At 73.1% G+C, this 20,625-nt stretch carries 20 protein-coding genes and 3 tRNA genes; 4 read left to right on the forward strand and 19 right to left on the reverse strand.

Annotation, left to right across the window (positions count from 1 at the left end; genetic code table 11):
- Positions 1-38: 38 nt before the first annotated feature.
- Positions 39-1,538, forward strand: a complete 1,500-nt coding sequence (locus LIV55_RS05780; RefSeq protein WP_229299489.1) for a S8 family peptidase — start codon at positions 39-41, stop codon at positions 1,536-1,538.
- A gap of 72 nt (positions 1,539-1,610) precedes the next feature.
- On the opposite strand, the gene LIV55_RS05785 is transcribed toward LIV55_RS05780, so the two are convergent.
- The 10 genes from LIV55_RS05785 to LIV55_RS05830 all read right to left on the reverse strand — a co-directional run bounded on the left by LIV55_RS05785 (position 1,611) and on the right by LIV55_RS05830 (position 5,853).
- The gene (locus tag LIV55_RS05785) at positions 1,611-2,684 is read right to left on the reverse strand and encodes a UDP-N-acetylmuramate dehydrogenase (RefSeq protein WP_229299490.1); all 1,074 of its coding nucleotides are present in this window, start codon (positions 2,682-2,684) and stop codon (positions 1,611-1,613) included.
- Positions 2,684-3,109 (reverse strand): MaoC family dehydratase, encoded by a 426-nt coding sequence (locus LIV55_RS05790; RefSeq protein WP_068277035.1) that lies wholly within the window; start codon positions 3,107-3,109, stop codon positions 2,684-2,686. Before LIV55_RS05790 ends, LIV55_RS05785 begins: the two co-directional genes overlap by 1 nt.
- Positions 3,106-3,558, reverse strand: coding sequence for an FAS1-like dehydratase domain-containing protein (locus LIV55_RS05795; protein ID WP_123092249.1), 453 nt, complete (start codon positions 3,556-3,558; stop codon positions 3,106-3,108). The genes LIV55_RS05790 and LIV55_RS05795 overlap by 4 nt, the downstream gene beginning before the upstream one ends.
- An 88-nt stretch (positions 3,559-3,646) precedes the next feature.
- The gene (gene rpmG / locus LIV55_RS05800) at positions 3,647-3,817 is read right to left on the reverse strand and encodes a 50S ribosomal protein L33 (RefSeq protein WP_068277029.1); all 171 of its coding nucleotides are present in this window, start codon (positions 3,815-3,817) and stop codon (positions 3,647-3,649) included.
- A gap of 143 nt (positions 3,818-3,960) precedes the next feature.
- Positions 3,961-4,034, reverse strand: a tRNA-Met gene (locus tag LIV55_RS05805).
- A 43-nt stretch (positions 4,035-4,077) separates the two neighbouring features.
- A tRNA-Thr gene (locus tag LIV55_RS05810) sits at positions 4,078-4,150 on the reverse strand.
- Positions 4,151-4,245: 95 nt separating this feature from the next.
- A complete protein-coding gene (locus LIV55_RS05815; protein ID WP_229299492.1) occupies positions 4,246-4,662 on the reverse strand; it encodes an acyl-CoA thioesterase in 417 nt (138 codons plus the stop codon).
- A complete protein-coding gene (locus tag LIV55_RS05820) occupies positions 4,655-5,263 on the reverse strand; it encodes a DNA-3-methyladenine glycosylase I (RefSeq protein WP_308012875.1) in 609 nt (202 codons plus the stop codon). Before LIV55_RS05820 ends, LIV55_RS05815 begins: the two co-directional genes overlap by 8 nt.
- Positions 5,260-5,691 (reverse strand): hypothetical protein, encoded by a 432-nt coding sequence (locus LIV55_RS05825; RefSeq protein ID WP_229299493.1) that lies wholly within the window; start codon positions 5,689-5,691, stop codon positions 5,260-5,262. The genes LIV55_RS05820 and LIV55_RS05825 overlap by 4 nt, the downstream gene beginning before the upstream one ends.
- Positions 5,692-5,772: 81 nt before the next feature.
- Positions 5,773-5,853, reverse strand: a tRNA-Tyr gene (locus LIV55_RS05830).
- 89 nt (positions 5,854-5,942) lie between these two features.
- On the opposite strand from LIV55_RS05830, the gene LIV55_RS05835 reads away from it, so the two are divergent.
- Positions 5,943-6,437, forward strand: a complete 495-nt coding sequence (locus LIV55_RS05835) for a YajQ family cyclic di-GMP-binding protein (RefSeq protein ID WP_068277021.1) — start codon at positions 5,943-5,945, stop codon at positions 6,435-6,437.
- On the opposite strand, the gene LIV55_RS05840 is transcribed toward LIV55_RS05835, so the two are convergent.
- Positions 6,428-7,093 (reverse strand): hypothetical protein, encoded by a 666-nt coding sequence (locus LIV55_RS05840; protein WP_191562929.1) that lies wholly within the window; start codon positions 7,091-7,093, stop codon positions 6,428-6,430. The two genes, LIV55_RS05835 and LIV55_RS05840, sit on opposite strands and share 10 nt — an antisense overlap.
- 99 nt (positions 7,094-7,192) lie before the next feature.
- Between LIV55_RS05840 and gntA the strand changes: the two genes are divergently transcribed.
- Positions 7,193-7,918 carry a guanitoxin biosynthesis heme-dependent pre-guanitoxin N-hydroxylase GntA gene (gene gntA, locus LIV55_RS05845; RefSeq protein ID WP_229299495.1) on the forward strand — a complete coding sequence of 242 codons (726 nt, stop codon included), beginning with the start codon at positions 7,193-7,195 and terminating at the stop codon, positions 7,916-7,918.
- The gene (locus LIV55_RS05850; RefSeq protein ID WP_123092255.1) at positions 7,918-8,589 is read left to right on the forward strand and encodes a DUF1989 domain-containing protein; all 672 of its coding nucleotides are present in this window, start codon (positions 7,918-7,920) and stop codon (positions 8,587-8,589) included. Before gntA ends, LIV55_RS05850 begins: the two co-directional genes overlap by 1 nt.
- Here LIV55_RS05850 and LIV55_RS05855 read toward each other — a convergent pair.
- The 8 genes from LIV55_RS05855 to LIV55_RS05890 all read right to left on the reverse strand — a co-directional run bounded on the left by LIV55_RS05855 (position 8,586) and on the right by LIV55_RS05890 (position 20,612).
- Entirely contained in the window at positions 8,586-9,413 is an 828-nt protein-coding gene (locus LIV55_RS05855; RefSeq protein ID WP_229299496.1) for a hypothetical protein, read from the reverse strand. The genes LIV55_RS05850 and LIV55_RS05855 overlap by 4 nt on opposite strands.
- Positions 9,414-9,531: 118 nt before the next feature.
- Complete coding sequence (locus LIV55_RS05860; protein ID WP_229299498.1) at positions 9,532-10,878, reverse strand: MFS transporter; 1,347 nt, start codon at positions 10,876-10,878, stop codon at positions 9,532-9,534.
- A gap of 127 nt (positions 10,879-11,005) precedes the next feature.
- Positions 11,006-12,676, reverse strand: coding sequence for an AMP-binding protein (locus LIV55_RS05865; RefSeq protein ID WP_123092258.1), 1,671 nt, complete (start codon positions 12,674-12,676; stop codon positions 11,006-11,008).
- A 14-nt stretch (positions 12,677-12,690) separates the two neighbouring features.
- Positions 12,691-15,882, reverse strand: coding sequence for a carboxyl transferase domain-containing protein (locus tag LIV55_RS05870; RefSeq protein WP_123092259.1), 3,192 nt, complete (start codon positions 15,880-15,882; stop codon positions 12,691-12,693).
- A 29-nt stretch (positions 15,883-15,911) separates the two neighbouring features.
- The gene (locus LIV55_RS05875) at positions 15,912-17,108 is read right to left on the reverse strand and encodes an acetyl-CoA C-acyltransferase (protein ID WP_229299500.1); all 1,197 of its coding nucleotides are present in this window, start codon (positions 17,106-17,108) and stop codon (positions 15,912-15,914) included.
- A 45-nt stretch (positions 17,109-17,153) separates the two neighbouring features.
- The gene (locus LIV55_RS05880; protein WP_123092261.1) at positions 17,154-18,236 is read right to left on the reverse strand and encodes an acyl-CoA dehydrogenase family protein; all 1,083 of its coding nucleotides are present in this window, start codon (positions 18,234-18,236) and stop codon (positions 17,154-17,156) included.
- Positions 18,233-19,402: an acyl-CoA dehydrogenase family protein gene (locus tag LIV55_RS05885; protein ID WP_123092262.1), complete on the reverse strand. Its 1,170-nt coding sequence runs from the start codon at positions 19,400-19,402 to the stop codon at positions 18,233-18,235. The genes LIV55_RS05880 and LIV55_RS05885 overlap by 4 nt, the downstream gene beginning before the upstream one ends.
- Positions 19,395-20,612, reverse strand: a complete 1,218-nt coding sequence (locus LIV55_RS05890; protein WP_123092263.1) for an acyl-CoA dehydrogenase family protein — start codon at positions 20,610-20,612, stop codon at positions 19,395-19,397. Before LIV55_RS05890 ends, LIV55_RS05885 begins: the two co-directional genes overlap by 8 nt.
- Positions 20,613-20,625 lie beyond the last annotated feature (13 nt).

The raw sequence follows: 20,625 nt of genomic DNA on the forward strand, positions 1-20,625 counted from the left end.
ACCCTGTCGGCGGGGCAGCCCGAAGGAGAAACTCCCCCATGGCTTCAACGAGGAAGCGCACCACCCCCTGGATCGTGGCGACCGCCGCGATCGGTCTCACCCTCGTCGGCTCGCAGTCCGCGGCCGGCTCGAGCAGCGCGGCCGAGCCGCCGTCGACCCCGGTCCCCGTGAGCACGCCGGACGGTCAGCTCGCGAGCTACGTCGTCAACGCCAAGATCGTCAACCCCGGCCAGGTCCGCAAGGTCGAGAAGGCCGTGGAGGCTGCCGGCGGCGTCGTCGTGCAGTCCTGGCCCCAGATCGGCGTCGTCGTCGCCCACTCGAAGAACGGCGACTTCCGCACCGAGGTCGTCACCAAGGCCAAGGGCGCCGTCGCGTCGGCCGGCCCGACCCGCACCGCCACCGTCCTCGAGGGCACCCCCGAGGGCGTCCAGGCCCCCTGGGGCCCGGGCAAGGGCCAGATCAAGGCGATCCCCCGCGCCGAGGACCCCGTCGAGGGCCCGACCACCCCGGCGACCGGCGTCCCGGAGCAGTACGAGTCGCTCCAGTGGGACATGAAGAACATCGGCGTCCCCGAGGCCCACAAGACGACGACCGGCTCCTCGAAGGTCACCGTCGGCGTCCTCGACAGCGGCATCGACCCCGACCACCCGGACCTCGCCAGCCAGATCGACGTCGCGCAGTCCGTCAACTGCACGGCCGGCGGTCGTCCCGACACCTCGGCCACCGGCTGGGCCCCGACGACGAGCGACCACGGCACCCACGTGGCCGGCACCATCGGTGCCGCCCGCAACGGCGTCGGCATCGTCGGCGTCGCCCCGGGCGTGAAGATGGCCTCCGTCAAGGTCGTCAGCGACGAGGGGTACATCTACCCCGAGTACGCGATCTGCGGCTTCATGTGGGCCGGCGAGAAGGGCATGGAGGTCACGAACAACAGCTACTACGTCGACCCCTTCGAGTTCTGGTGCGGTGACCAGCCCGAGCAGGCCCCGGCCCTCGAGGCCGTGCGTCGCGCGGTGAAGTGGTCGCAGGACGAGGGCACCGTGCACGTCGCCGCGGCGGGCAACAGCTCCTACGACCTGTCGAACAAGACGACGAACGCCTCGAGCCCGAACGACGGCACGGCGGTCAACCGCACGATCAACTCCTCGTGCAAGGACATCCCGACCGAGCTCGACGACGTGCTCACCGTCTCCTCGATCGACCAGGCCGGCAAGCTGTCGTCCTTCAGCAACCGTGGCCTCGGCTCGATCGACGTCGCGGCGCCGGGCAGCCGGATCCTGTCGACGATCGTGTCGAATAACGGCTGGGGCTACAAGAGCGGCACCTCGATGGCGTCCCCGCACGTCGCCGGTGTCGTGGCCCTCATGCGCTCCGCTCACCCCGAGCTGAGCGCCTCGCAGGTCGTCGAGCGCATCCGCGCCCAGGCGACCGACACCCCGTGCTCGACGACCGCGGCCGGTGCGCCGTGCGTCGGTGACGCCTCGGAGAACAGCTACTACGGCCAGGGTGTGGTCGACGCGGCCGCGGCCGTGCGCTGACCCACCGCAGCAGCAGCGGCAGGGCCCGGCACCCGAAGGGGTGCCGGGCCCTGCTGCGTGCGGGGGGAGCGGCTAGAGCGCGTGCCCGACGAAGACCGGCTCGTTGACGAGGGTCACGCCGAAGGCCTCGCGGACGCCGTCGCGCACCTCGCGGGCCAGCGCGGCGACGTCGGCCGCGCTCGCGGACCCGCGGTTGGTCACCGCGAGCGTGTGCTTCGTCGACAGCGCGGCCGGGCCCGGCATGCCGTAGCCCTTGCCGAAGCCGGCCCGCTCGATGAGCCACGCAGCGCTCGTCTTCGCCTGGCCGCCGGGGGCGTCGAAGCGGGGCGGCGGCGGTGCGTCGGGCCCGAGCCGCTCCGCCGCCCGGGCGACGAGGACGTCGTGGTCGGCGGCGGGCAGGACGGGGTTGGTGAAGAAGGACCCGCAGCTCCACGTGTCGTGGTCGGCCTCGTCGAGCACCATGCCGCGACGGCGGCGCTGGGCGAGGACGGCCTCGCGGGCGTCGGCGAGCGGGACCCGCTCCCCCAGCTCGACGCCGAGCTGCTGGGCGAGGTCCGCGTAGGCGACCGGTGCGGAGAGGTCGGCGAGGGCGAGCTGGAAGCTCACGTCGAGGACGACGAAGCGGTCGGTGCCCTTGAAGACCGAGTGCCGGTAGGTGAAGCCGCAGTCGGCCGCCGCCATCGTGCGCACCTGACCGGTCGTGCGGTCGAGCACCCGGACCCGGGCGATGGTCTGGGCGACCTCCTGGCCGTAGGCGCCGACGTTCTGCACCGGCGTCGCACCGGTGAGCCCGGGGATCCCGCTGAGCGCCTCGATGCCCGACCAGCCGGAGGCGACCGCGTGGGCGACGAGGTCGTCCCACGGCTCGCCGGCGGCGACGGTGACGAAGGCCCCCGAGCACAGGTCCTGGGACTCGACGGTGATGCCGCGGCTGGCCATGCGCAGGACGACGCCGTCGAAGCCCTCGTCGGCGACGACGAGGTTGGAGCCCCCGGAGACGACGAGCAGCTCACGCCCGGCGGCGTCGACCTCGCGCACGACGGCCACGGCCTCGTCGGCCGACTCGACGGTGACGAGGGTGGCGGCGGGGCCGCCGACCCGCATCGTCGTCAGCGGGGCGATCCGGGCGTCGTGGTCGGTGCGCATCAGTCGAGCTGGACGGTGACCCGGCAGCGGCCGAGCACCTTCTCGCCGGCGCACGTCGCGGTGACGTCGACGACGGCCCGGCGGGTCTGCTCGTCCAGGCTCGTGACCTTCGCGCTCACCTCGACGTCGGCGCCCTCCTCGTAGGGGACGACGACCGGACGGGTGAAGCGGGTGCCGTAGTCGACGACCCGGCCGGGGTCGCCGACCCACGAGGTGACGACCTCGACGGCCGCGCCCATGGTCCACATGCCGTGGGCGATGACGTCGGGCAGGCCGACGGAGCGCGCGAAGCGCTCGTCCCAGTGGATGACGTTGCGGTCGCCGGAGGCGCCCGCGTAGCCGACGAGGGTGGCCCGGTCGACGTGGAGGGTCAGACCCGGCAGCTCCTCGCCGACGCTCACCTGGTCGTGGGTGCGCACGCTCATGCCGACTCCTCCCCGCGGATGACGATCGTGGACAGCGACGTCGCGACCGGCTGGTCCTCGGGGTCCAGCAGGTCGCTGCGCATGACGACCATCGTGTGGCCGCCGGCGGCGCGCACGGAGTCGATCGTCAGCACCCCGCGCAGCTCGTCGCCGGCGACGATCGGGCGGTGGTGGACGAAGCGCTGCTCGCCGTGGACGACGCGGGAGTAGTCGACCCCCGCCTCGGGGTCGGTGACGAACTGGCGGTCGGTGCGCTGACCGGCGATGACCGCGAAGGTCGGCGGCGCGACGAGGTCGCGGTAGCCGGCCGCCCGGGCGGCCTCGAGGTCGCGGTGCAGCGGCGAGCTCGCGCCGACGGCGTCGGCGAAGTCGCGGATCGCCTCGCGGCCGACCTGGTAGGGCTCGGTCGGGGGGTACGTGCGCCCGACGAAGGACTCGTTGACAGCCATGGGCCTCACCCTAGTGCCGCGCCGGGACAGCGCGACGCCGCCCCAGGCCGGTGGCCGGGGCGGCGTCGAGGTGCGCGGTGCGGGACGCTCAGCGGGTCTCGCGGTGCAGCGTGTGGCGCCCGTCGCGACGGCAGTACTTCGACAGCTCCATGCGGTCGGGGTTGTTGCGACGGTTCTTCTTGGTGATGTAGTTGCGCTCCTTGCACTCCGTGCACGCCAGCGTGATCTTGGGACGGACGTCGGCGCTCTTGCTAGCCACGGGACAACCTGCTCTCGGAACGGGGGTGGAGACGATCTGGTCGGGCACACGCGCCCTGGGCGGCGGCCATCGACATACCAGGATAGGGCACGCACCGAGGACGGCGAAATCCGCGCTGCGGATGCCACCGGCACCGGTGCTCGTAGCGGGAGCGGGACTCGATCCCGCGACCTCACGATTATGAGTCGTGCGCTCTAACCAGCTGAGCTACCCCGCCGTGCGGTGCGGCACCGACCGGACGAGCCGGCGATGCCATACCGAGCCCCCTGTCGGAATCGAACCGACGACCTTTTCCTTACCATGGAAACGCTCTGCCGACTGAGCTAAGGGGGCGTGCCGCACACGTGTGCGCGGCGCCTCGCAGAGATTACACGGCGAGGCGGTCGGGGCGGAAATCGGGGCCCGCGGGTTCCCCCTTCGCCCCTCTCCTAGGCCTGCTCGGGCCGCGCGATCGAGGTCATCGCGGCGCGCAGGGCGCCCTCGATCGGCACGGGGGTGCGGGTCGCCCGGTCGACGAAGACGTGGACGACGTGGCCGGTCGCGACGGCGGCGCCGTCACTGGCCCGGGAGAGCTCGAGCGACCACGTCACCGAGGTGCGCCCGAGACGGGCCACGGACAGCGCGACGACGAAGCGGTCGGGGTAGGAGATCTCCGCGTGGTAGCGGCAGCCGCTCTCGGGCACGAGGTCGACGACGTCGCCGGCGGGGTCGAAGCCCTGGGCCTGGAGCCAGTCGTTGATGACCGTGTCCATCACCTGGTAGTGCACGGCGTTGTTGACGTGGCCGAACTGGTCGTTGTCGAGCCAGCGGGTCGGGACCTCGGTGACGAAGGGGTGGTCAGGCACGGGTGCCATCCTCTCGCCACAGCCCGGACGTCCCGCGCCGGTGGCTGCCGACGAGGTGGGTGTCGACGACGCCGACCGCCTCCATGAGCGCGTGCATCGTCGTCGGGCCGACGAAGGCGAAGCCGCGCGCCTTGAGCTCTCGGGCGAGGGCGACTGACTGCGGCGAGGTCGTCGGCACCTCGGCCTGGGTGGTCGGCACGGAGGTGGTCTGCGGCTGGTGCGACCACACGAGCCCGGGGAGCCCGCCGTCGGCGCGCAGCTCGAGGGTGGCGCGGGCGTTGGTGATCGTCGCGGCGACCTTGCGCGCGTTGCGCACGATGCCGGCGTCGGCCATGAGGCGGGCGACGTCGGCGTCGTCGTAGCCGGCGACACGCTCGGGGTCGAAGTCGTCGAAGGCGGCCCTGAAGGCGGGCCGCTTGCGCAGGATCGTCGCCCACGACAGCCCGGACTGGAAGGCCTCGAGGCTCAGCCGCTCGAAGAGGCCGCGCTCGTCGCGCACCGGCATGCCCCACTCGGTGTCGTAGTAGGCACGCAGCAGCGGGTCGGTGCTCGCCCAGGGCGGGCGGGCCAGCCCGTCCTCGCCGACGACGAGGTCGCTCACCGGGGGTCCTCGCCCTCGTCCTGCGGGGTGGGGTCGAGCGCCGTGGCGAGCAGCGAGATCGCGGCGCCGCCGAGGCCGAGGACGAGCCGGGGGTGCCGGGTCGTGCGCTGCGCCCAGCGCTCGACGGCAGCCTGACCGCGCAGCCCGAGCTCGCCGCCGGCGGCGAAGGTCACCGCGGCGAGGGTCCCGAGGCCGAGCGAGACGGGGAGGGGCACGCGCTGCCGGGGCCCGTCGGCGGGCTCGGGGCTGCCCTCGCGCCACCCGGCCGCCGCGCCGGTCGCGACGGCGACCCCGGCGCCGGCCGCGACGACGAGGGTGACCCCACGCAGCAGACGGGGGTGCTCCTGCGCGCTCAGGGCGGCGGTGGCCAGGCCGGACGCGGCGGCGAGCGCGACCCCGCCCCGGGTGATCATCGGTCGGTCGGTCATCAGCGGTCCCTCCAGGAGGCGGTCACGGCCGGACGACGAAGGCCTCGGACCGGTGTCGGTCCGAGGCCTTCGCTGCACGGGTGGCGGGTGAAGGATTCGAACCTTCGAAGCTTTCGCGACGGATTTACAGTCCGCTCCCATTGGCCGCTCGGGCAACCCGCCGTGCGCGTGGAAGGATAGCAAGCCGCGGCACGCAGGCTAAATCGTGCGCGTGCACCCCGTCCCCGACCCGCACCCCAGGAGCACAAAGCATGGCCGACAGCAGCTTCGACATCGTCAGCAAGGTCGACAAGCAGGAGGTCGACAACGCCCTCAACCAGGCCGCCAAGGAGGTCGCCCAGCGCTACGACTTCAAGGGCGTCGGCGCCTCCATCGAGTGGAGCGGCGAGTCGGTGACGATCAAGGCGAACACCGCCGAGCGCGTCCTCGCGGTGCTCGACGTCTTCGAGACCAAGCTCGTGCGGCGCGGCGTCTCGCTGAAGAACATCGACTTCGGCGACAAGGAGCCCAAGCCCTCGGGCAAGGAGCACGTCCTCGCCGGCCCGCTCAAGGAGGGCATCGACCAGGAGAACGCGAAGAAGATCTCCAAGATCATCCGCGACGAGGGCCCGAAGGGGATCAAGGCCCAGATCCAGGGTGACGAGCTGCGCGTCTCGGGCAAGTCGCGCGACGACCTCCAGGCGGTGCAGCAGCTGCTCAAGGGCAAGGACCTCGAGGTCGCGCTGCAGTACACGAACTACCGCTGACCGACTCCGACCGGGCTCGCCGCCGCGCGGGCCCGGTCTGCGGTGGTCCGCACCGCGCGGGCCCACGTGGGTGAGAAGACCTCGGGGTCGGCCAGCCACTTAAGGAGCGAGGACTCCACCCCTTCGAGCCCGCGCAGCTCGTCCGCGACGGCGGACACGACGAGCAGACCGGCCCGGGGCAGCTGGGTGCTCTCCCCCGCCGTCCGCACCTCGAGGTCGCGCTCGAGCTCGACGAAGGTGTCGTGGTCGAGCGCACCGAGCCGCGCCCGGCGCAGCCGCCGCGAGAGGCCGGCGAGCCCGTCCGCGCGGACCTGCTCTCCCTCGACCGTCCGGATCTGGTCCGCGAGCAGCGCGAGGTGCTCCTCGAGCAGGACCGTGGGCATCCCCCGCGCCGCGAGGACCTGCGCCAGCCACGACACCTGGCCCCACGCGTGGTCGGGGTCGGCCGTGCCGAGCCGGGCGAGCCAGCCCGAGTCGCTGGAGGAGAAGCGTCGGCCCCGCTCGGAGTACCGCGCCGCGTAGTACGGGTGGCGCTCGTAGGTCACCTCGATGGCGCGCTCGCACGCGGCGAGCAGCTCGGGGTCGGCGACGACGCGGTGCTCCCCGGCCTCGGGGTTGACCGTGACGGCGGGCTGCGTCTGGGATCGATCGCTCACGGCGGGCGATCCTAGGGCCTGCCGGGGCTCGTGGGGCAGATGGGGCTCACACCCGCAAGGAGGCATCGTCGGCCTCCCCGCCGACCTAGCGTCGAGGCCATGACTGTGCCCGAGACCGCTCCCCGCTCTCTCGAGCACCACCTCCAGGAGCAGGCCGACGCCGGTCTGGCCGAGGCGGGCAGGGACGACGTCGTCGCCGCGGTCGGCGCGATGATCGCCCACCCGGAGTACCCGTGCCTCGGCGCGCGCTCGGTCTTCCGCCGCGACGACGCGACCGTCGTCGTCCTCGACGACATGTCCTCGCCGCACGACGTCCACGAGCTCGCCCGGGCGCTGGCGGAGTACGGCCGCAGCGCCGACCCCGCGGGGCCCTTCGTCTCCTTCGTCGCCGTCTTCCGCGGCCCGGAGGTGGACGACGAGCGTCACTTCGAGCAGATGCTGTGGCAGGTGCTGCAGACGCTGCACGACGAGGACGAGGTGCCGTGGGCGTCGGGCGTGGACCAGGAGCCCGACCAGGCGCACTTCGCCTTCAGCCAGGCGGGGGTCGCGTACTTCATCGTCGGGCTGCACCCGCAGGCCTCGCGCGTCGCCCGCCGTGCGCCGCTGCCGATGCTCGTCTTCAACCTCCACGAGCAGTTCGAGACCCTGCGCAGCCAGGGCTCCTACGAGCGCATGCGCGACACGATCCGACGCCGCGACATCGCCGTGCAGGGCACGACCAACCCGATGGTCGCCGACCACGGGTCGTCCTCGGAGGCACGCCAGTACTCCGGTCGTAGGGTCGACGAGGACTGGCACGCCCCCTTCACCCCGAGAGAGCCGTGATGACTCCCCCTTCGCAGCACCCCCGCACGCCCGCGCCCGACGCCCGCCGCGCCTACGCCGGCGGCGAGGACGCACCGGCCGAGGGCTTCACCCGTCTCGCGCCGCAGACGGGCACCGCCGTGCGGCTGCCGAAGGGGGCGACCCTCACCGTCGTCGACCCGTGCGGGGAGCAGGTGAGCGACCTCTTCCTCTTCGCCGCCGAGGACCACGACGAGTGGTTCTCCAGCGGGCGCACGACCGACTACGCGAACACGATCTACGTCGGGCCGGGCAGCAGCCTCTACAGCAACCGCTCGCGCGTCATGGCGACCGTCGTCGAGGACAGCGTCGGGGTGCACGACCTCACGCTCACGCCGTGCAGCCAGGACACCTTCGACATCCTCTACCCCGACCTCGGCGGGGCCGAGCACCCGAGCTGCTTCGCCAACCTCGCCGGGGCCTTCGCGCCGCACGGGATCTCGCCGGACCGGATCTCGACGACGCTCAACGTCTTCATGGACGTGTGGACCGATCTCGACGGCGAGCTGCACATCGACCCGCCGCCGACGGTGCCCGGCGACCGCTTCGTCGTGCGCGCCGAGATGGACCTGCTCGTCGGCGTCACCGCCTGCTCCGCGGAGAAGTCGAACAACGGGCGGTGCACCCCGATCGACCTGCGCGTCGACGCCTAGCGCGGGATGACGGTCATGCCGGTCGCGCTCACGAGCACGAGCATCCCGACCGCGAGCAGGAAGCTGTAGGCGATGCCCGAGGCAACACCTGACCACCCGCCGTACCGGCGCACCCGTGGGCTGGGGTCGAGGTGCTCGCGCCGGGCGTAGAGCAGCCAGCCGACACCGCCGGGCAGGGCGAGGAGGACCCAGAACCAGTACCACCGGTTGCCGTGCGTCGGGCGCAGGCGCAGCAGGACCGCGAGCACGGCCAACGACCCGACCACCATGACGGCGACGAAGCCCCCCTCGGTGAGCCACCGCGACGGCAGGTCACCCGCACGCGCCTGGGGACGCTGGTCGTCGAGCTGGACCAGGACGGCGTCCAGCCGCTCGCGCTCGGCACCTCGCCACTCGTCGCTCGCGACCGACAGCCCGTCCCAGGTCTGGTCGCCCTCGCCGCGGGCCGCGGGCAGGACGACGTAGGTGCGTCGCACCAGGCTGTCGTCCCGCTGGTACACGACCGCGCCGGGCCGACCGCTGAGCCCTGACGCGTCGCCCCCTCCACTCGTGGCGATCGGGAACCAGCTCCACCAGGCGGAGCCGGGCACGTAGCGCTCGTCCCCGAGCGCGGACACCGTGTCGCGGGAGACGTCGCGCTCGAGCTGGTCGAGGGTGACGACTCTCGCCCCGCCGGCCCATGCGAGCGCAGCGAGGACGAGCCACATGCCGATGATCGCGTGCCCGACGACTCGGGCCGACCGACGTGCGCGGTCCGGCGACACCCCGTCGCCCTCGGGTGCGGCGGGCTGCGGGACGTGCGGGTCCCGGGTCTCGATGCTCATGACGTGCTCCCCCTGCTGCTGAGCGAGCAGCATCGCAGGTCACGGCCGGCCCGGCACCCCGGCACGCACGACGGCCACGACCCGGTGGGGTCGTGGCCGTCGCGTCCGGCGCGGGTGGTCAGATCGCGCTCGGGACCGACTCCTCGACCGGGCGCACCGCGTGGGTGCGGTCGTGGCGGGTGAGCAGGACGCGCAGCAGCGGCACGCACAGCAGGCCGACGCAGGTCGCGGCGATGAGGACCCACAGCCCCGAGGACGGCGAGCCGGTCGCCTTCTCGGTGAGACCGAAGGCGTACGGCCCGACGAAGGCGCCGGTGAGACCGATGGTGTTGACGAAGGCCAGACCAGCCGCCGCGGCGACGCCGCCGAGACGGGCCATGAGGACCGACCAGTAGAGCGGCTGCACGCCGACGATGAAGAGCATCGTCGCGCTGAGGATGACCATGCGGGCCACGGGCTGGTCGACCGCGACGAAGACCAGCGCCATGACGATCGCCGCGGCCGTCGCGATCGCGATGAGCACGACCTCGTTGCCGGTGCGGGCGAGCACCCGCGGGATCGCGATGACGCCCACGACGGCGCCGATGCCGACCGAGCCGGCGATGAGACCGATCATGAAGGGGTCGGACACGTTCATCGACTCGACGATCGAGGGGACGAAGAAGACGACGCCGTAGGTCGCGATCTGGTTCATGAAGTAGATCGCCGCGATGGTGAGCAGGAAGGGCTTGGACATCGCGTTGCGGATGATCGCGCCGGGGGTCTCCACGACGTGGCCCTCGTCGCCGACGGCGCGCCGGGTGAGCTCGGCGGCCTCCTCCGGCTCGAGCCAGGTCGCCGTCTGCGGCGAGTTCGGCAGGCGGAAGAAGATGTAGAAGCCGAGCAAAACCGTCGGGATGCCCTCGAGGACGAAGAGCCACTGCCAGCCGTGCAGCCCGCCGAGGCCGTCCAGCGTCATGATCGCGCCGCCGATGGGGTTGGCGACGATGAAAGCGACCGAGGACGCGGTGAGGATGAGACCGACGACCTTCGCGCGGTCCTTCTGCGCGAACCACATCGTGATGAGGTACATGATCCCGGGGTAGAGCCCGGCCTCGGCGGCGCCGAGGAGGAGGCGCAGGACGTAGAAGACGGTCGGGTTGGAGATGAACATCATCGACATCGTCAGCAGGCCCCACGTCACCGCGATCCGGCTGATCCAGACCTTCGCCCCGACCCGGTGGAGGATGAGGTTGCTCGGCACCTCGAGGAAGGCGTAGGTGATGAAGAACAGCCCGGCGCCGAGCCCGTAGGCGGCGGCGTCGATGCCGGCGTCCACCTCGAGCGAGGTCTTGGCCAGGCCGACGTTCGTCCGGTCGACGAAGGCCATGAAGTACGCCGCCATGAGCAGCGGCACGAGGCGCGTGAGCGCCTTCCTCGTGGCCCGCTCGTGGATCAGGTCCGACGACGCTGTCGGTGATGTCATTGCCCGCTCCTTAGGTGAATGAACATTCGGGTTCATGTTGAACCCAGGTTCAGGTCTTGTCAACACCTCGGGCACCGCCGTGGACGTCGCCGGCCCGACCTGTGGGCGGTGACCCCGGCGAAGGGGGTCAGCCCCGGGCGTCGAGCAGGTCCTGGGCGCGGCCCAGCAGCTCGCCCTTGCGGATCTTGCCGGTGTCGGTGAGGGGGAAGGTGTCGAGCACGTGGACCACGGGGACCTTGTAGGACGACATCTGCTCCCCCGCCCAGCGCTGGAGGTCCTCGGCGTCGACGGAGCACCCCTCGCGCGCGGTGACGAAGGCGACCGGACGCTGGCCGGTCCGCGGGTCGTCGGCGGGCACGACGGCTACCGAGGCGAGGTCGGGGTGGCGCACGAGGAGCATCTCGACCTCGGCGGGGAAGACGCTCATCCCCTTGACCTTGATCATGTCCTTCGTGCGCGCGAGGTAGTGCAGGCAGCCGTCCTCGTCGAGGTAGCCGGTGTCCCCCGTGTGCAGCCAGCCGTCGCGCAGCTGCTCGGCGCTCGCCTGCGGGTTGCGCCAGTAGCCGGTCATGATCGAGGGGCTGCGCAGGAGGATCTCGCCGTGCTCGCCGACGTCGATAGGCCGTGCGCTCACGGGGTCGACGACGAGGACGTCGGTGCCGGGCACGGGCAGCCCGCAGAAGACCGGCTCGGCGAGCAGGTCGTGGTCGCCCTCGTGGAAGCCGTACGGCACGACGTCGACGGTGTGGCTCTCCGTCATGCCGTAGGAGCCCTCGCGCAGCACCGAGCCGGCACCGACGACCTCGGCCCACCGCCGGCGCACCTCGGGCGTCAGCTTGCGGATGAAGGACATCGTCATCGGGGCGGTGAGGCTGCTGAGGTCGCGCTCGGCCACCCCGGGCACCTCGAGGATCTCCAGATAGCTCTCGACCGTGGCAGCCGTCGTCGTCACGCCGTGCTGCTCGACGAGGTCGACGACGCGCGCGGCGTCCCACCGCTGCAGGAGCACCGACGTCCCGCCCATGACGAGCGGGATGAGGATGCCGAGGTCCTCCCCCGCGATCCAGAAGACCGGGATGAAGCACAACGACACGACGTGGGTCCCGAGGAAGCCGTTGGCCCCCGCCGCACTCACCGCCGTGTAGACCATGTGCCGCTGGGTGTGCTCGCACCCCTTCGGCACCCCGGTCGTGCCCCCGGTGTAGTTGAGGGCGGCGAGCGCGTCGAGATCACGGGCCGGGTCGCGAAGGGGGTCCGCCGCCACCGCCTCGGACCAGCGCAGGACCCTCAGGCCCGGCTCCTGCGGCAGCGGGCCGTCGCCGACGACGACGAGCGCGCCGACGCCGGACTCCGCCGCTGCCGTCGCGGCCCGCTGCGCGAGGTCGGCGCTCGTCACGACGACCGCCGCGCCGGAGTCGCCGAGCTCGTGGACGAGCTCGGCGTGCTGGAACATCGGGTTGACCGGCACGTGCACGCACCCGGCGCGCAGCGTGCCGAGCATCGCGACGACGAAGTCCGGCACGTTGCCCAGGTGCACCGCCACGCGCTCGCCGGGGTCCACCCCGGCCGAGCGCAGCCAGCCGGCCCACCGCGCGTGCTCGTCGGCGAGCTCGGCGTAGGTGAGGACGCGCTCGTCGAGGACGACGGCGGGCTGCTCCCCCTTCGTCCTCGCCCAGGCGTCGACGTGCTCGGGGACGGTGAGCTCGCCGAGGGGGTGCACGACGTCACGGGGCACGCCCGGGGGTCGCACCCGCTCCTGCCGACGACGGATCTCGACCAGTGCCTCGTCGTAGTCCACGACGGCTCCTTCGCTCACCAGGTGTCGACGTACCGGCCCGGCACGTCGGGGACGGGTGCGGACGCGAGGGCGGTGAGGACCCACCGCCTCGTGTCCGCGGGGTCGACGACGTCGTCGAGCTCGACGACCGACGCCGCGGCCACGGCCCGCCCGCGCTCGTAGAGGTCGTCGAGGAGGGCCTGCTCACGGACGGCCCGCTCGGCCGGGTCAGCGATCGCCTCGAGCTCACGCCGATAGCCCAGGCGCACGGCTCCCTCGAGCCCCATGCCCCCGATCTCGCCGGTCGGCCAGGCGATCGTCGCCGCGGGGCGGTGGAAGCCGCCGGCTGCCATCGCCTGGGCGCCGAGCCCGTAGCCCTTGCGCAGGACGACGGTGATCATCGGGACCCGCAGGTGGGCGCCGATGACGAAGAGGCGCGCGAAGTGCCGGACCGCCGCCGTGCGCTCGTGCTCCGGCCCGACCATGAAGCCCGGGGTGTCGCACAACGAGACGACCGGCAGGCCGTGGGCGTCGCACAGCTGGAGGAAGCGCGCGAGCTTGTCCGCCGCCGGGGTGTCGATCGCCCCGCCGAGGTGCGCCGGGTTGTTGGCGACGAGCCCCATCGGCCGGCCCTCGACGCGCACGAGCGCGGTGACCATCCCGGGCGCGAAGCCGGCTCGCAGCTCGAGCACCGAGCCCTCGTCGGCGAGCGCCTCGACGGCCCGGCGCACGTCGTACACGCGCACGCGGTTCTCGGGCACGACGTGGCGCAGCAGGCGCTGGTCGGGGGCGGACCACGTGTCGTGGGTGCCCTGGAAGTACCCGAGGTAGCGCCGGGCGACGTCGACGGCCTCCTCCTCGTCCTCGACGACGACGTCGACGACGCCGTTGCTGCCCTGCACCTCGATCGGGCCGACGTCCTCGGGGCGGTGCACGCCGAGGCCGCCGCCCTCGATCATCGCCGGCCCGCCCATGCCGATCGTCGAGTCACGGGTGGCGATGACGACGTCGCAGCACCCGAGCAGCGCGGCGTTGCCGGCGAAGCAGCGTCCGGCGGCGATGCCGACCGTCGGGACGAGCCCGCTGAGGCTGCCCATCGTCGCGAAGGTGCCGACGTCGAGACCGCTCGCGACGGTCGTGTCGGTGTCGCCGGGGCGACCGCCTCCCCCTTCGGCGAAGAGGACGACCGGCAGGCGCTGCGCCCGGGCGATCTCGAGGACGCGGTCGGTCTTCTTGTGGTTGAGGTAGCCCTGGGTGCCGGCGAGCACGGTGTAGTCGTAGGCCAGGACGGCGCAGCGGGTGTCCTGCGCCCCGGAGGACGCGCTCACCCGGCCGATGCCGGTGACGATGCCGTCGGCGGGCGTCGAGGCGATGAGGTCCTCCTCGCTGCGGCGCGCGCGCTGGGCGGCGCGGGCCAGCCCGCCGTACTCGACGAAGCTGTCCTCGTCGCACAGGTCGGCGACGTTCTCGCGCGCGGTGCGCTGACCGCGCTCGTGCCGTCGGGCGACGGCGTCGGGCCGGGCCGCGTCGAGACGGCGCTCGGCGCGCTCGCGCAGCCGGCGCAGGTCGTCGCGCTCGACGTCGAGGTCGAGCACCTCCTGCTCGGCGCGCTCTCCACCCCCGAGGTCGTCGACGGCGATCTCGACGAGCAGGTCGCCGGCCGCGGTCGTCGTCCCGCGGTCGGGACGCACCGTGGTGACGACGCCCCCGGCGGGCGCGGTGACGACGTGCTCCATCTTCATCGCCTCGAGGACGAGGAGGGGGGCTCCCGGCTCGACGCGGTCGCCGGGGGCGACGAGGAGGTCGACGACCGTGCCGGTCGTCTCCGCGAGCACCCGGCCGTCCCCGGACTCGTGCGTGCCGCCGAGGCCGTCGAGGACCCCGCTGCCCTCGATCCAGCGGGTCGTCACCCGCCACGCGGCGAGGTCGTCGTGGTCGAGCACGGCCCGCAGGACGGGCAGGTTGGTCTCGACCCCGCCGACGACCATCTGCTCGGCGGCCTGCCGGGCCTTGCCCAGCGCGGCGGCGAGGTCGACCTGGCTGTGGGTGACGACCTTCGCGACGAGGGAGTCGAAGGTGCCCTCGAGACGGGTCCCGGGCACGAGGTGGGTGTCGACGCGCGTGCCCGGCCCGGCGGGCAGGACGAGCTCGTCGACGACGCCCTGCGCGGCGAAGGACTCGCCGCCGGCGCCGACGCGCTCGGCCGCGACGCGCAGCTCGACGGCGCTGCCGCGCACGGCCGGCGAGGTCTCCAGACCGATCTCGGCCAGGCTCGCGCCCTGCGCGAGGCGCAGCTGGGCGAGGACGAGGTCGACCCCCGTGACCATCTCGGTCACGGGGTGCTCGACCTGGAGGCGGGGGTTGACCTCGATGAACCACCAGCGGGTCGGGTCGTCGGCGTCGAGGAGGAGCTCGACGGTGGCCAGCCCGCGGTAGCCGCGGCCGCGCAGCAGCGCCGCGGAGGCCTCGGCGAGATGGGTGCGCACCTGCTCGGGCAGATCCGGGGCGGGGGCGACCTCGAGCACCTTCTGGAAGCGCCGCTGCAGGGTGCAGTCGCGCTCGCCGAGGGTCGTCACGGCGCCGGTGCCGTCGCCGACGACCTGCACCTCGACGTGCCGGGCCCGCTCGAGGTAGAGCTCGGCGAAGAGGGCCGAGGAGCCCGAGCTGCGCTCGGCCTCGGACCCGGCGCGCCGCCAGGCCTCGGCGACGTCCTCGCCCGCGGGCACGGCGCGCATGCCGCGCCCGCCGCCGCCCGCGGCCGCCTTGATCATGACGCCCGCGGGGTGCTGCGCGGCGGCGAAGGCGACGGCCTCGTCCTGCCCGATCCCCACCGCGGTGGCGGGCAGGACCGGCACGCCGACCTCCTGGGCCGCGCGGCGCGCGGCGCCCTTGTCGCCGAAGAGGGCGAGCAGGTGCGACGCCGGGCCGACGAAGGTCACCCCGGCCGCCTCGCACGCGCGGGCGAGGTCGGGGTGCTCGCTGAGGAAGCCGTAGCCCGGGTGGAGCATCGTGCAGCCGTGCTCGCGCGCCGCCGCGACGAGCGCGGCGGCGTCGAGGTAGGCCCCGGGACCTGCTCCGGGCAGGACGTGCACGGTGCCGGCCAGACGCGCGGCGAGCGAGTCCGTCTCGTCGCGGGTCACCGCGACGACGGCGGCCAGGCCGGCCTCCTGGGCGGCCCGCACGACACGGACCGCGATCTCCCCACGGTTGGCGACGAGGACCGACATCGGGCTCGCCCTCCCTTCGTCGATACGGGTCAGTAGATCTCGAAGAGGCCGGCCGCCCCCATGCCGCCGCCGACGCACATCGTCACGACGCCGTAGCGGGCGCCGCGACGACGACCCTCGAGCAGGACGTGACCGGTCATCCGGGCCCCGCTCATGCCGTACGGGTGGCCGATGGAGATCGCGCCGCCGTCGACGTTGTAGCGCTCGGGGTCGATGCCGAGACGGTCACGGCAGTACAGCGCCTGCACGGCGAAGGCCTCGTTGAGCTCCCACAGGTCGATGTCGTCGACGGTGAGCCCGTGCTGCTCGAGCAGCTTCGGCACCGCGAAGACCGGGCCGATGCCCATCTCGTCGGGCTCGCAGCCGGCGACCGCCATGCCGCGGAAGGCGCCGAGCGGGGTCAGCCCGCGGCGCGAGGCCTCGGCGGCCTCCATGACGACGACCGCGGAGGCGCCGTCGGAGAGCTGCGAGGCGTTGCCCGCGGTGATCGAGAAGCCCTCGGTCGCCTCGCCGGCGAGCACCGGGCGCAGCCGCTGGAGGTCCTCGATGGCCGTGCCGGGGCGGTTGCCCTCGTCGCGGGTGAGGGTCGTCTCGCGCGAGCTCACCTCACCGGTGGCCTTGTCGGCGACCTTCATCACCGAGGGCAGCGCGACGATCTCCTCGTCGAGGCGGCCGGCCTCCTGCGCGGCCGCGGTGCGGCGCTGCGACTCCAGGGCGTACTCGTCCTGCGCCTCGCGCGAGACGCCGTAGCGGTTCGCGACGACCTCGGCGGTCTCGAGCATCGACATGTACGTGGCCGGCACGTGCTCGGCGAGCCACGGGTCCTTCATCCGGTAGGTGTTCATGTGCTCGTTCTGCACGAGCGAGATCGAGTCGACGCCGCCGCCGACGGCGACGTCCATGCCGTCGTGGACGACCTGGCGCGCGGCGGTCGCGATGGCCATGAGCCCGCTCGCGCACTGGCGGTCGACGGACATGCCGGCGACGCTCACGGGCAGGCCGGCGCGCAGGGCTGCCTGGCGGCCGATGTTCATCGAGCCCGCGCCCTGCTGGAGGGCGGCGCCGATGACGACGTCCTCGATCTGGGCCCCCTCGACACCGGCCCGCTCGACCGCGTGGCGCACGGCGTGGCCGACGAGCTCCTGGGGCTGGGTGTCGTTGAAGGCTCCGCGGTACGCACGCCCGATGGGCGTGCGGGCGGTGGAGACGATGACGGCTTCGCGCATGGGTGGATCTCCTGGTCTGTGCGGGGTGTCGGGGTGGTCGGGTCGTCAGAGGGTGAGGTCGAGCAGCACCGCGAGGTCGGCGCGGTGGCGCTGCGGGGTGCCCAGGGCGAGCTGGTCGGACTTCGCCCGCTTGAGGCGGGTGTGCACGGGGTGCTCCCACGTCATGCCGATGCCGCCGTGCAGCTGCAGCGCCTCCTCTGCCGCGCGGACCGCGGCGTCGGAGCAGCTCACCTGGGCGAGGGCCTGGGCGACGTGCTCGTCCGGGTCGTCCTGCGCGAGCGTCGCGGCGGCGTAGCGGGCCGCGGCCTGGGCGCCGACGACGACGAGGTAGAGGTCGGCGAGGCGGTGCTTGATCGCCTGGAAGGAGCCGATCGGACGGGCGAACTGCACGCGGGTCTTCGCGTACTCGACGGTCGTCTCGAGGCACCACTGGGCCAGCCCGAGCTGCTCGGAGGCGAGCAGCGCCTGCCCGGCGCCGAGCGCGGCGTCGACGGCGGCGTCCGCCTCGACGCCGCGGGCGATCTCGCGGCCCTCGCCGGTGGCACGGACGCTTGCGAGCGGACGGGTCATGTCGAGCGAGGTGATCGCCTCGACCTCGACGTCGTCGCGGGAGAGCAGGCGAAGGGAGGTCGCCCCGTCGCGCAGCACGGGGGCGACGAAGAGGTCGGCCGTCCGCCCGCCGACGAGGGCGCCCGCGACCGGCTCGACGGGGGTGCCCGGGTCGACCGCGTGCCACGCACCGCGGCGGGCGGTCCACGGCAGGACGAGGGCGGCCACCTGCTCGCCGTCGGCCAGGGCCGGCAGGCTCTCGGTGTCGCCGACGCGCACGAGCGCGGTCGTCGCGACGACGGCGCTCGTGAGGTAGGGCAGCGGGGCGACGGTGCGGCCGAGCTCCTCGAGCACGACGGCGACCTCGCGGGGCCCGGCGCCGAGACCGCCGTGTTCCTCGGGGACGAGCAGGCCGGCGAGACCGAGGTCGGAGGCGACGGCCCGCCACAGCGCCGACACGTCGGTGCCGGGCTCGTCGTAGACCCGGGCGGGCAGGTCGTCGGGCAGCGCCCGGCGCAGCGTCGAGCGCAGGCTGTCGCGCAGCGACTCCTCGACGTCGGTGTAGAGCAGGTCGGTCATCGCGGCACGTCCTTGAAGGGGATGCCCTTGTCGGGGCGGTGGTCCGGGGGCAGGCCGAGGACGCGCTCGGCGACGACGTTGCGCATGACCTCGCTCGTGCCGCCCTCGATGGAGTTGCCCTTCGCACGCAGGTATCGGAAGCCCGGGCCGCGGCCGAGGAAGGAGGCCGAGCCGGACCGGCGCATCGTCCAGTCGTCGTAGGTCAGCCCCTCCTCCGGGGCGATCTCGAGGGCGAGCCCGCTCACCTGCTGCGCCTGCTGGGCGAAGGCGAGCTTCATCGCCGAGCTCTCCGGGCCGGGCTGACCGGCCTCGAGCTGCTGGCGCAGGCGCTCGCCGGCCAGGCGGGTCACCTCGCACTCGACCCACCAGTGCAGCAGCTCGCTCTGCGCCTCGGGCGTGCGGACCTCGGGGTCATCGCGCCAGCGGCGGGTGACGACGCCGATCTGCCCGGCCTCTCGCTCGGCGCCGGCGCCGATGGCGACGCGCTCGTTGTTGAGCGTCGTCGTCGCGACCCGCCAGCCCTCGCCGACCGCGCCGACGCGGTCGTGGTCGGGCACCCGGACCCCGGTGAGGAAGACCTCGTTGAACTCCGCCTCGCCGGTGATCTGGCGCAGCGGTCGCACGTCGACGCCCGGGTCGCTCATGTCGAGCACGAAGTACGTCATGCCCGCGTGCTTGGGCACGGAGGTGTCGGTGCGCGCGAGGAGGATGGCGTGCTGGGCGTTGTGCGCGCCCGACGTCCACACCTTCTGCCCGTCGACGACCCAGCTGTCGCCGTCACGGACCGCCCGGGTGGCGACCGCGGCGAGGTCGGAGCCGGCGCCGGGCTCGCTGAAGAGCTGGCACCAGATCTCCTCGCAGGTGAAGAGCGGGCGCAGGTAGCGCTGCTGCATCTCCTGCGTGCCGAAGGCGAGGATCGTCGGCGCGGCCATGCCCAGCCCGATGCTGTTGCGGCCGAGGTCGGGCTCGGGGGCGCCGGCGGCGGAGAGCATCGCGTCGACCTCGACCTGCCGGCCGCGCGGGAGCCCGAGACCGCCGAGCCCCTCGGGGAAGTGCACCCACGCCAGCCCGGCGTCGAAGCGCGCGCCGAGGAAGGTCGTGGTGTCGGTCGTGCCCGGGTCGTGCGCGGCGAGGAGCTCCTCGACGCGCTGCTGCAGATCAGGCACGGGCGCTCCTGCGACGGATCTCGTGACGGGCCAGGGCGTTCTTGTGGACCTCGTCGGGCCCGTCGGCGAAGCGCAGCGTGCGCACCTGGGCGAACCACTCGGCGACGGGGAAGTCCTGGCTCAGCCCGCCGGCGCCGTGCACCTGGACCGCCTTGTCGACGATCCACTCGACGGTGCTGGGCGCGGCGATCTTGATCGCCTGGATCTCGGTGTGCGCGCCCTTGTTGCCCACGGTGTCCATGAGCCACGCGGCCTTGAGCGTGAGCAGGCGCAGCTGCTCGATGCGCACCCGGGACTCGGCGATCCACTCGCGGATGACGCCCTGGTCGGAGAGCGGCTTGCCGAAGGCGACCCGCTCGGCGGCGCGGTCGATCATCAGCTCCAGCGAGCGCTCGGCGATGCCGATGAGGCGCATGCAGTGGTGGATGCGGCCGGGGCCGAGGCGGGCCTGCGCGATGGCGAAGCCCTCGCCCTCGCCGCCGATGAGGTTGCTCGCCGGCACGCGCACCTCGGCGAAGTCGATCTCGGCGTGGCCGCCGTGGTCGCGGTCGTCGTAGCCGAAGACCTTCATGCCACGCCGGACGTCGACCCCGGGGGTGTCGCGCGGGACGAGGATCATCGACTGCTGGCGGTGCCGGTCGGCATCCGGGTCGGTCTTGCCCATGAGGATGAAGACCTTGGCGTCGGGGTTCATCGCGCCGGAGATGTACCACTTGCGCCCGGTGATGACGTACTCGTCGCCGTCGCGCACGATCGAGGTCTCGACGTTCGTCGCGTCCGAGCTGGCGACCCGCGGCTCGGTCATCGCGAAGGCGGAGCGGATCTGCCCGTCGAGCAGCGGGCGCAGCCACTGCTCCTTCTGCTCGTCGGTGCCGAACATGTGCAGCACCTCCATGTTGCCCGTGTCGGGCGCGGCGCAGTTCGTCGCGACCGGCGCGATGTGCAGGCTGCGGCCGAGCACCTCGCACAGCGGGGCGTACTGGAGGTTGGTCAGTCCCGCTCCTTCCTGCCCGGGCAGGAAGAGGTTCCACAGCCCCCGGCTGCGCGCCTCATCCTTGAGCCCGTCGACGACCGGCGGGGGCGACCACCGGTCCGGGGCCGCGTCGAGCTGCTCCTGGTAGGTGGCCTCGGACGGGTAGACGTGCTCGTCCATGAAGTCGACGAGCCGCTCGCGCAGGCTCGTGGTGGTCTCGTCGAGGGCGAAGTCCACGACGGCTCCCTTC

The sequence above is a fragment of the Janibacter melonis genome, from assembly GCF_020567375.1.
In the GTDB taxonomy this organism is placed as follows: domain Bacteria; phylum Actinomycetota; class Actinomycetes; order Actinomycetales; family Dermatophilaceae; genus Marihabitans; species Marihabitans melonis.

Bases quoted from the DNA above. Each gene is read 5' to 3' on its own strand.
- LIV55_RS05875 (WP_229299500.1), bottom strand. From the start codon at position 17,108: ATGCGCGAAGCCGTCATCGTCTCCACCGCCCGCACGCCCATCGGGCGT.
- LIV55_RS05785 (WP_229299490.1), bottom strand. From the start codon at position 2,684: ATGCGCACCGACCACGACGCCCGGATCGCCCCGCTGACGACGATGCGG.
- LIV55_RS05850 (WP_123092255.1), top strand. From the start codon at position 7,918: ATGACTCCCCCTTCGCAGCACCCCCGCACGCCCGCGCCCGACGCCCGC.
- gntA (WP_229299495.1), top strand. From the start codon at position 7,193: ATGACTGTGCCCGAGACCGCTCCCCGCTCTCTCGAGCACCACCTCCAG.
- LIV55_RS05795 (WP_123092249.1), bottom strand. From the start codon at position 3,558: ATGGCTGTCAACGAGTCCTTCGTCGGGCGCACGTACCCCCCGACCGAG.
- LIV55_RS05855 (WP_229299496.1), bottom strand. From the start codon at position 9,413: ATGAGCATCGAGACCCGGGACCCGCACGTCCCGCAGCCCGCCGCACCC.
- LIV55_RS05835 (WP_068277021.1), top strand. From the start codon at position 5,943: ATGGCCGACAGCAGCTTCGACATCGTCAGCAAGGTCGACAAGCAGGAG.
- LIV55_RS05880 (WP_123092261.1), bottom strand. From the start codon at position 18,236: ATGACCGACCTGCTCTACACCGACGTCGAGGAGTCGCTGCGCGACAGC.
- LIV55_RS05860 (WP_229299498.1), bottom strand. From the start codon at position 10,878: ATGACATCACCGACAGCGTCGTCGGACCTGATCCACGAGCGGGCCACG.
- LIV55_RS05825 (WP_229299493.1), bottom strand. From the start codon at position 5,691: ATGACCGACCGACCGATGATCACCCGGGGCGGGGTCGCGCTCGCCGCC.
- LIV55_RS05870 (WP_123092259.1), bottom strand. From the start codon at position 15,882: ATGTCGGTCCTCGTCGCCAACCGTGGGGAGATCGCGGTCCGTGTCGTG.
- LIV55_RS05780 (WP_229299489.1), top strand. From the start codon at position 39: ATGGCTTCAACGAGGAAGCGCACCACCCCCTGGATCGTGGCGACCGCC.
- LIV55_RS05790 (WP_068277035.1), bottom strand. From the start codon at position 3,109: ATGAGCGTGCGCACCCACGACCAGGTGAGCGTCGGCGAGGAGCTGCCG.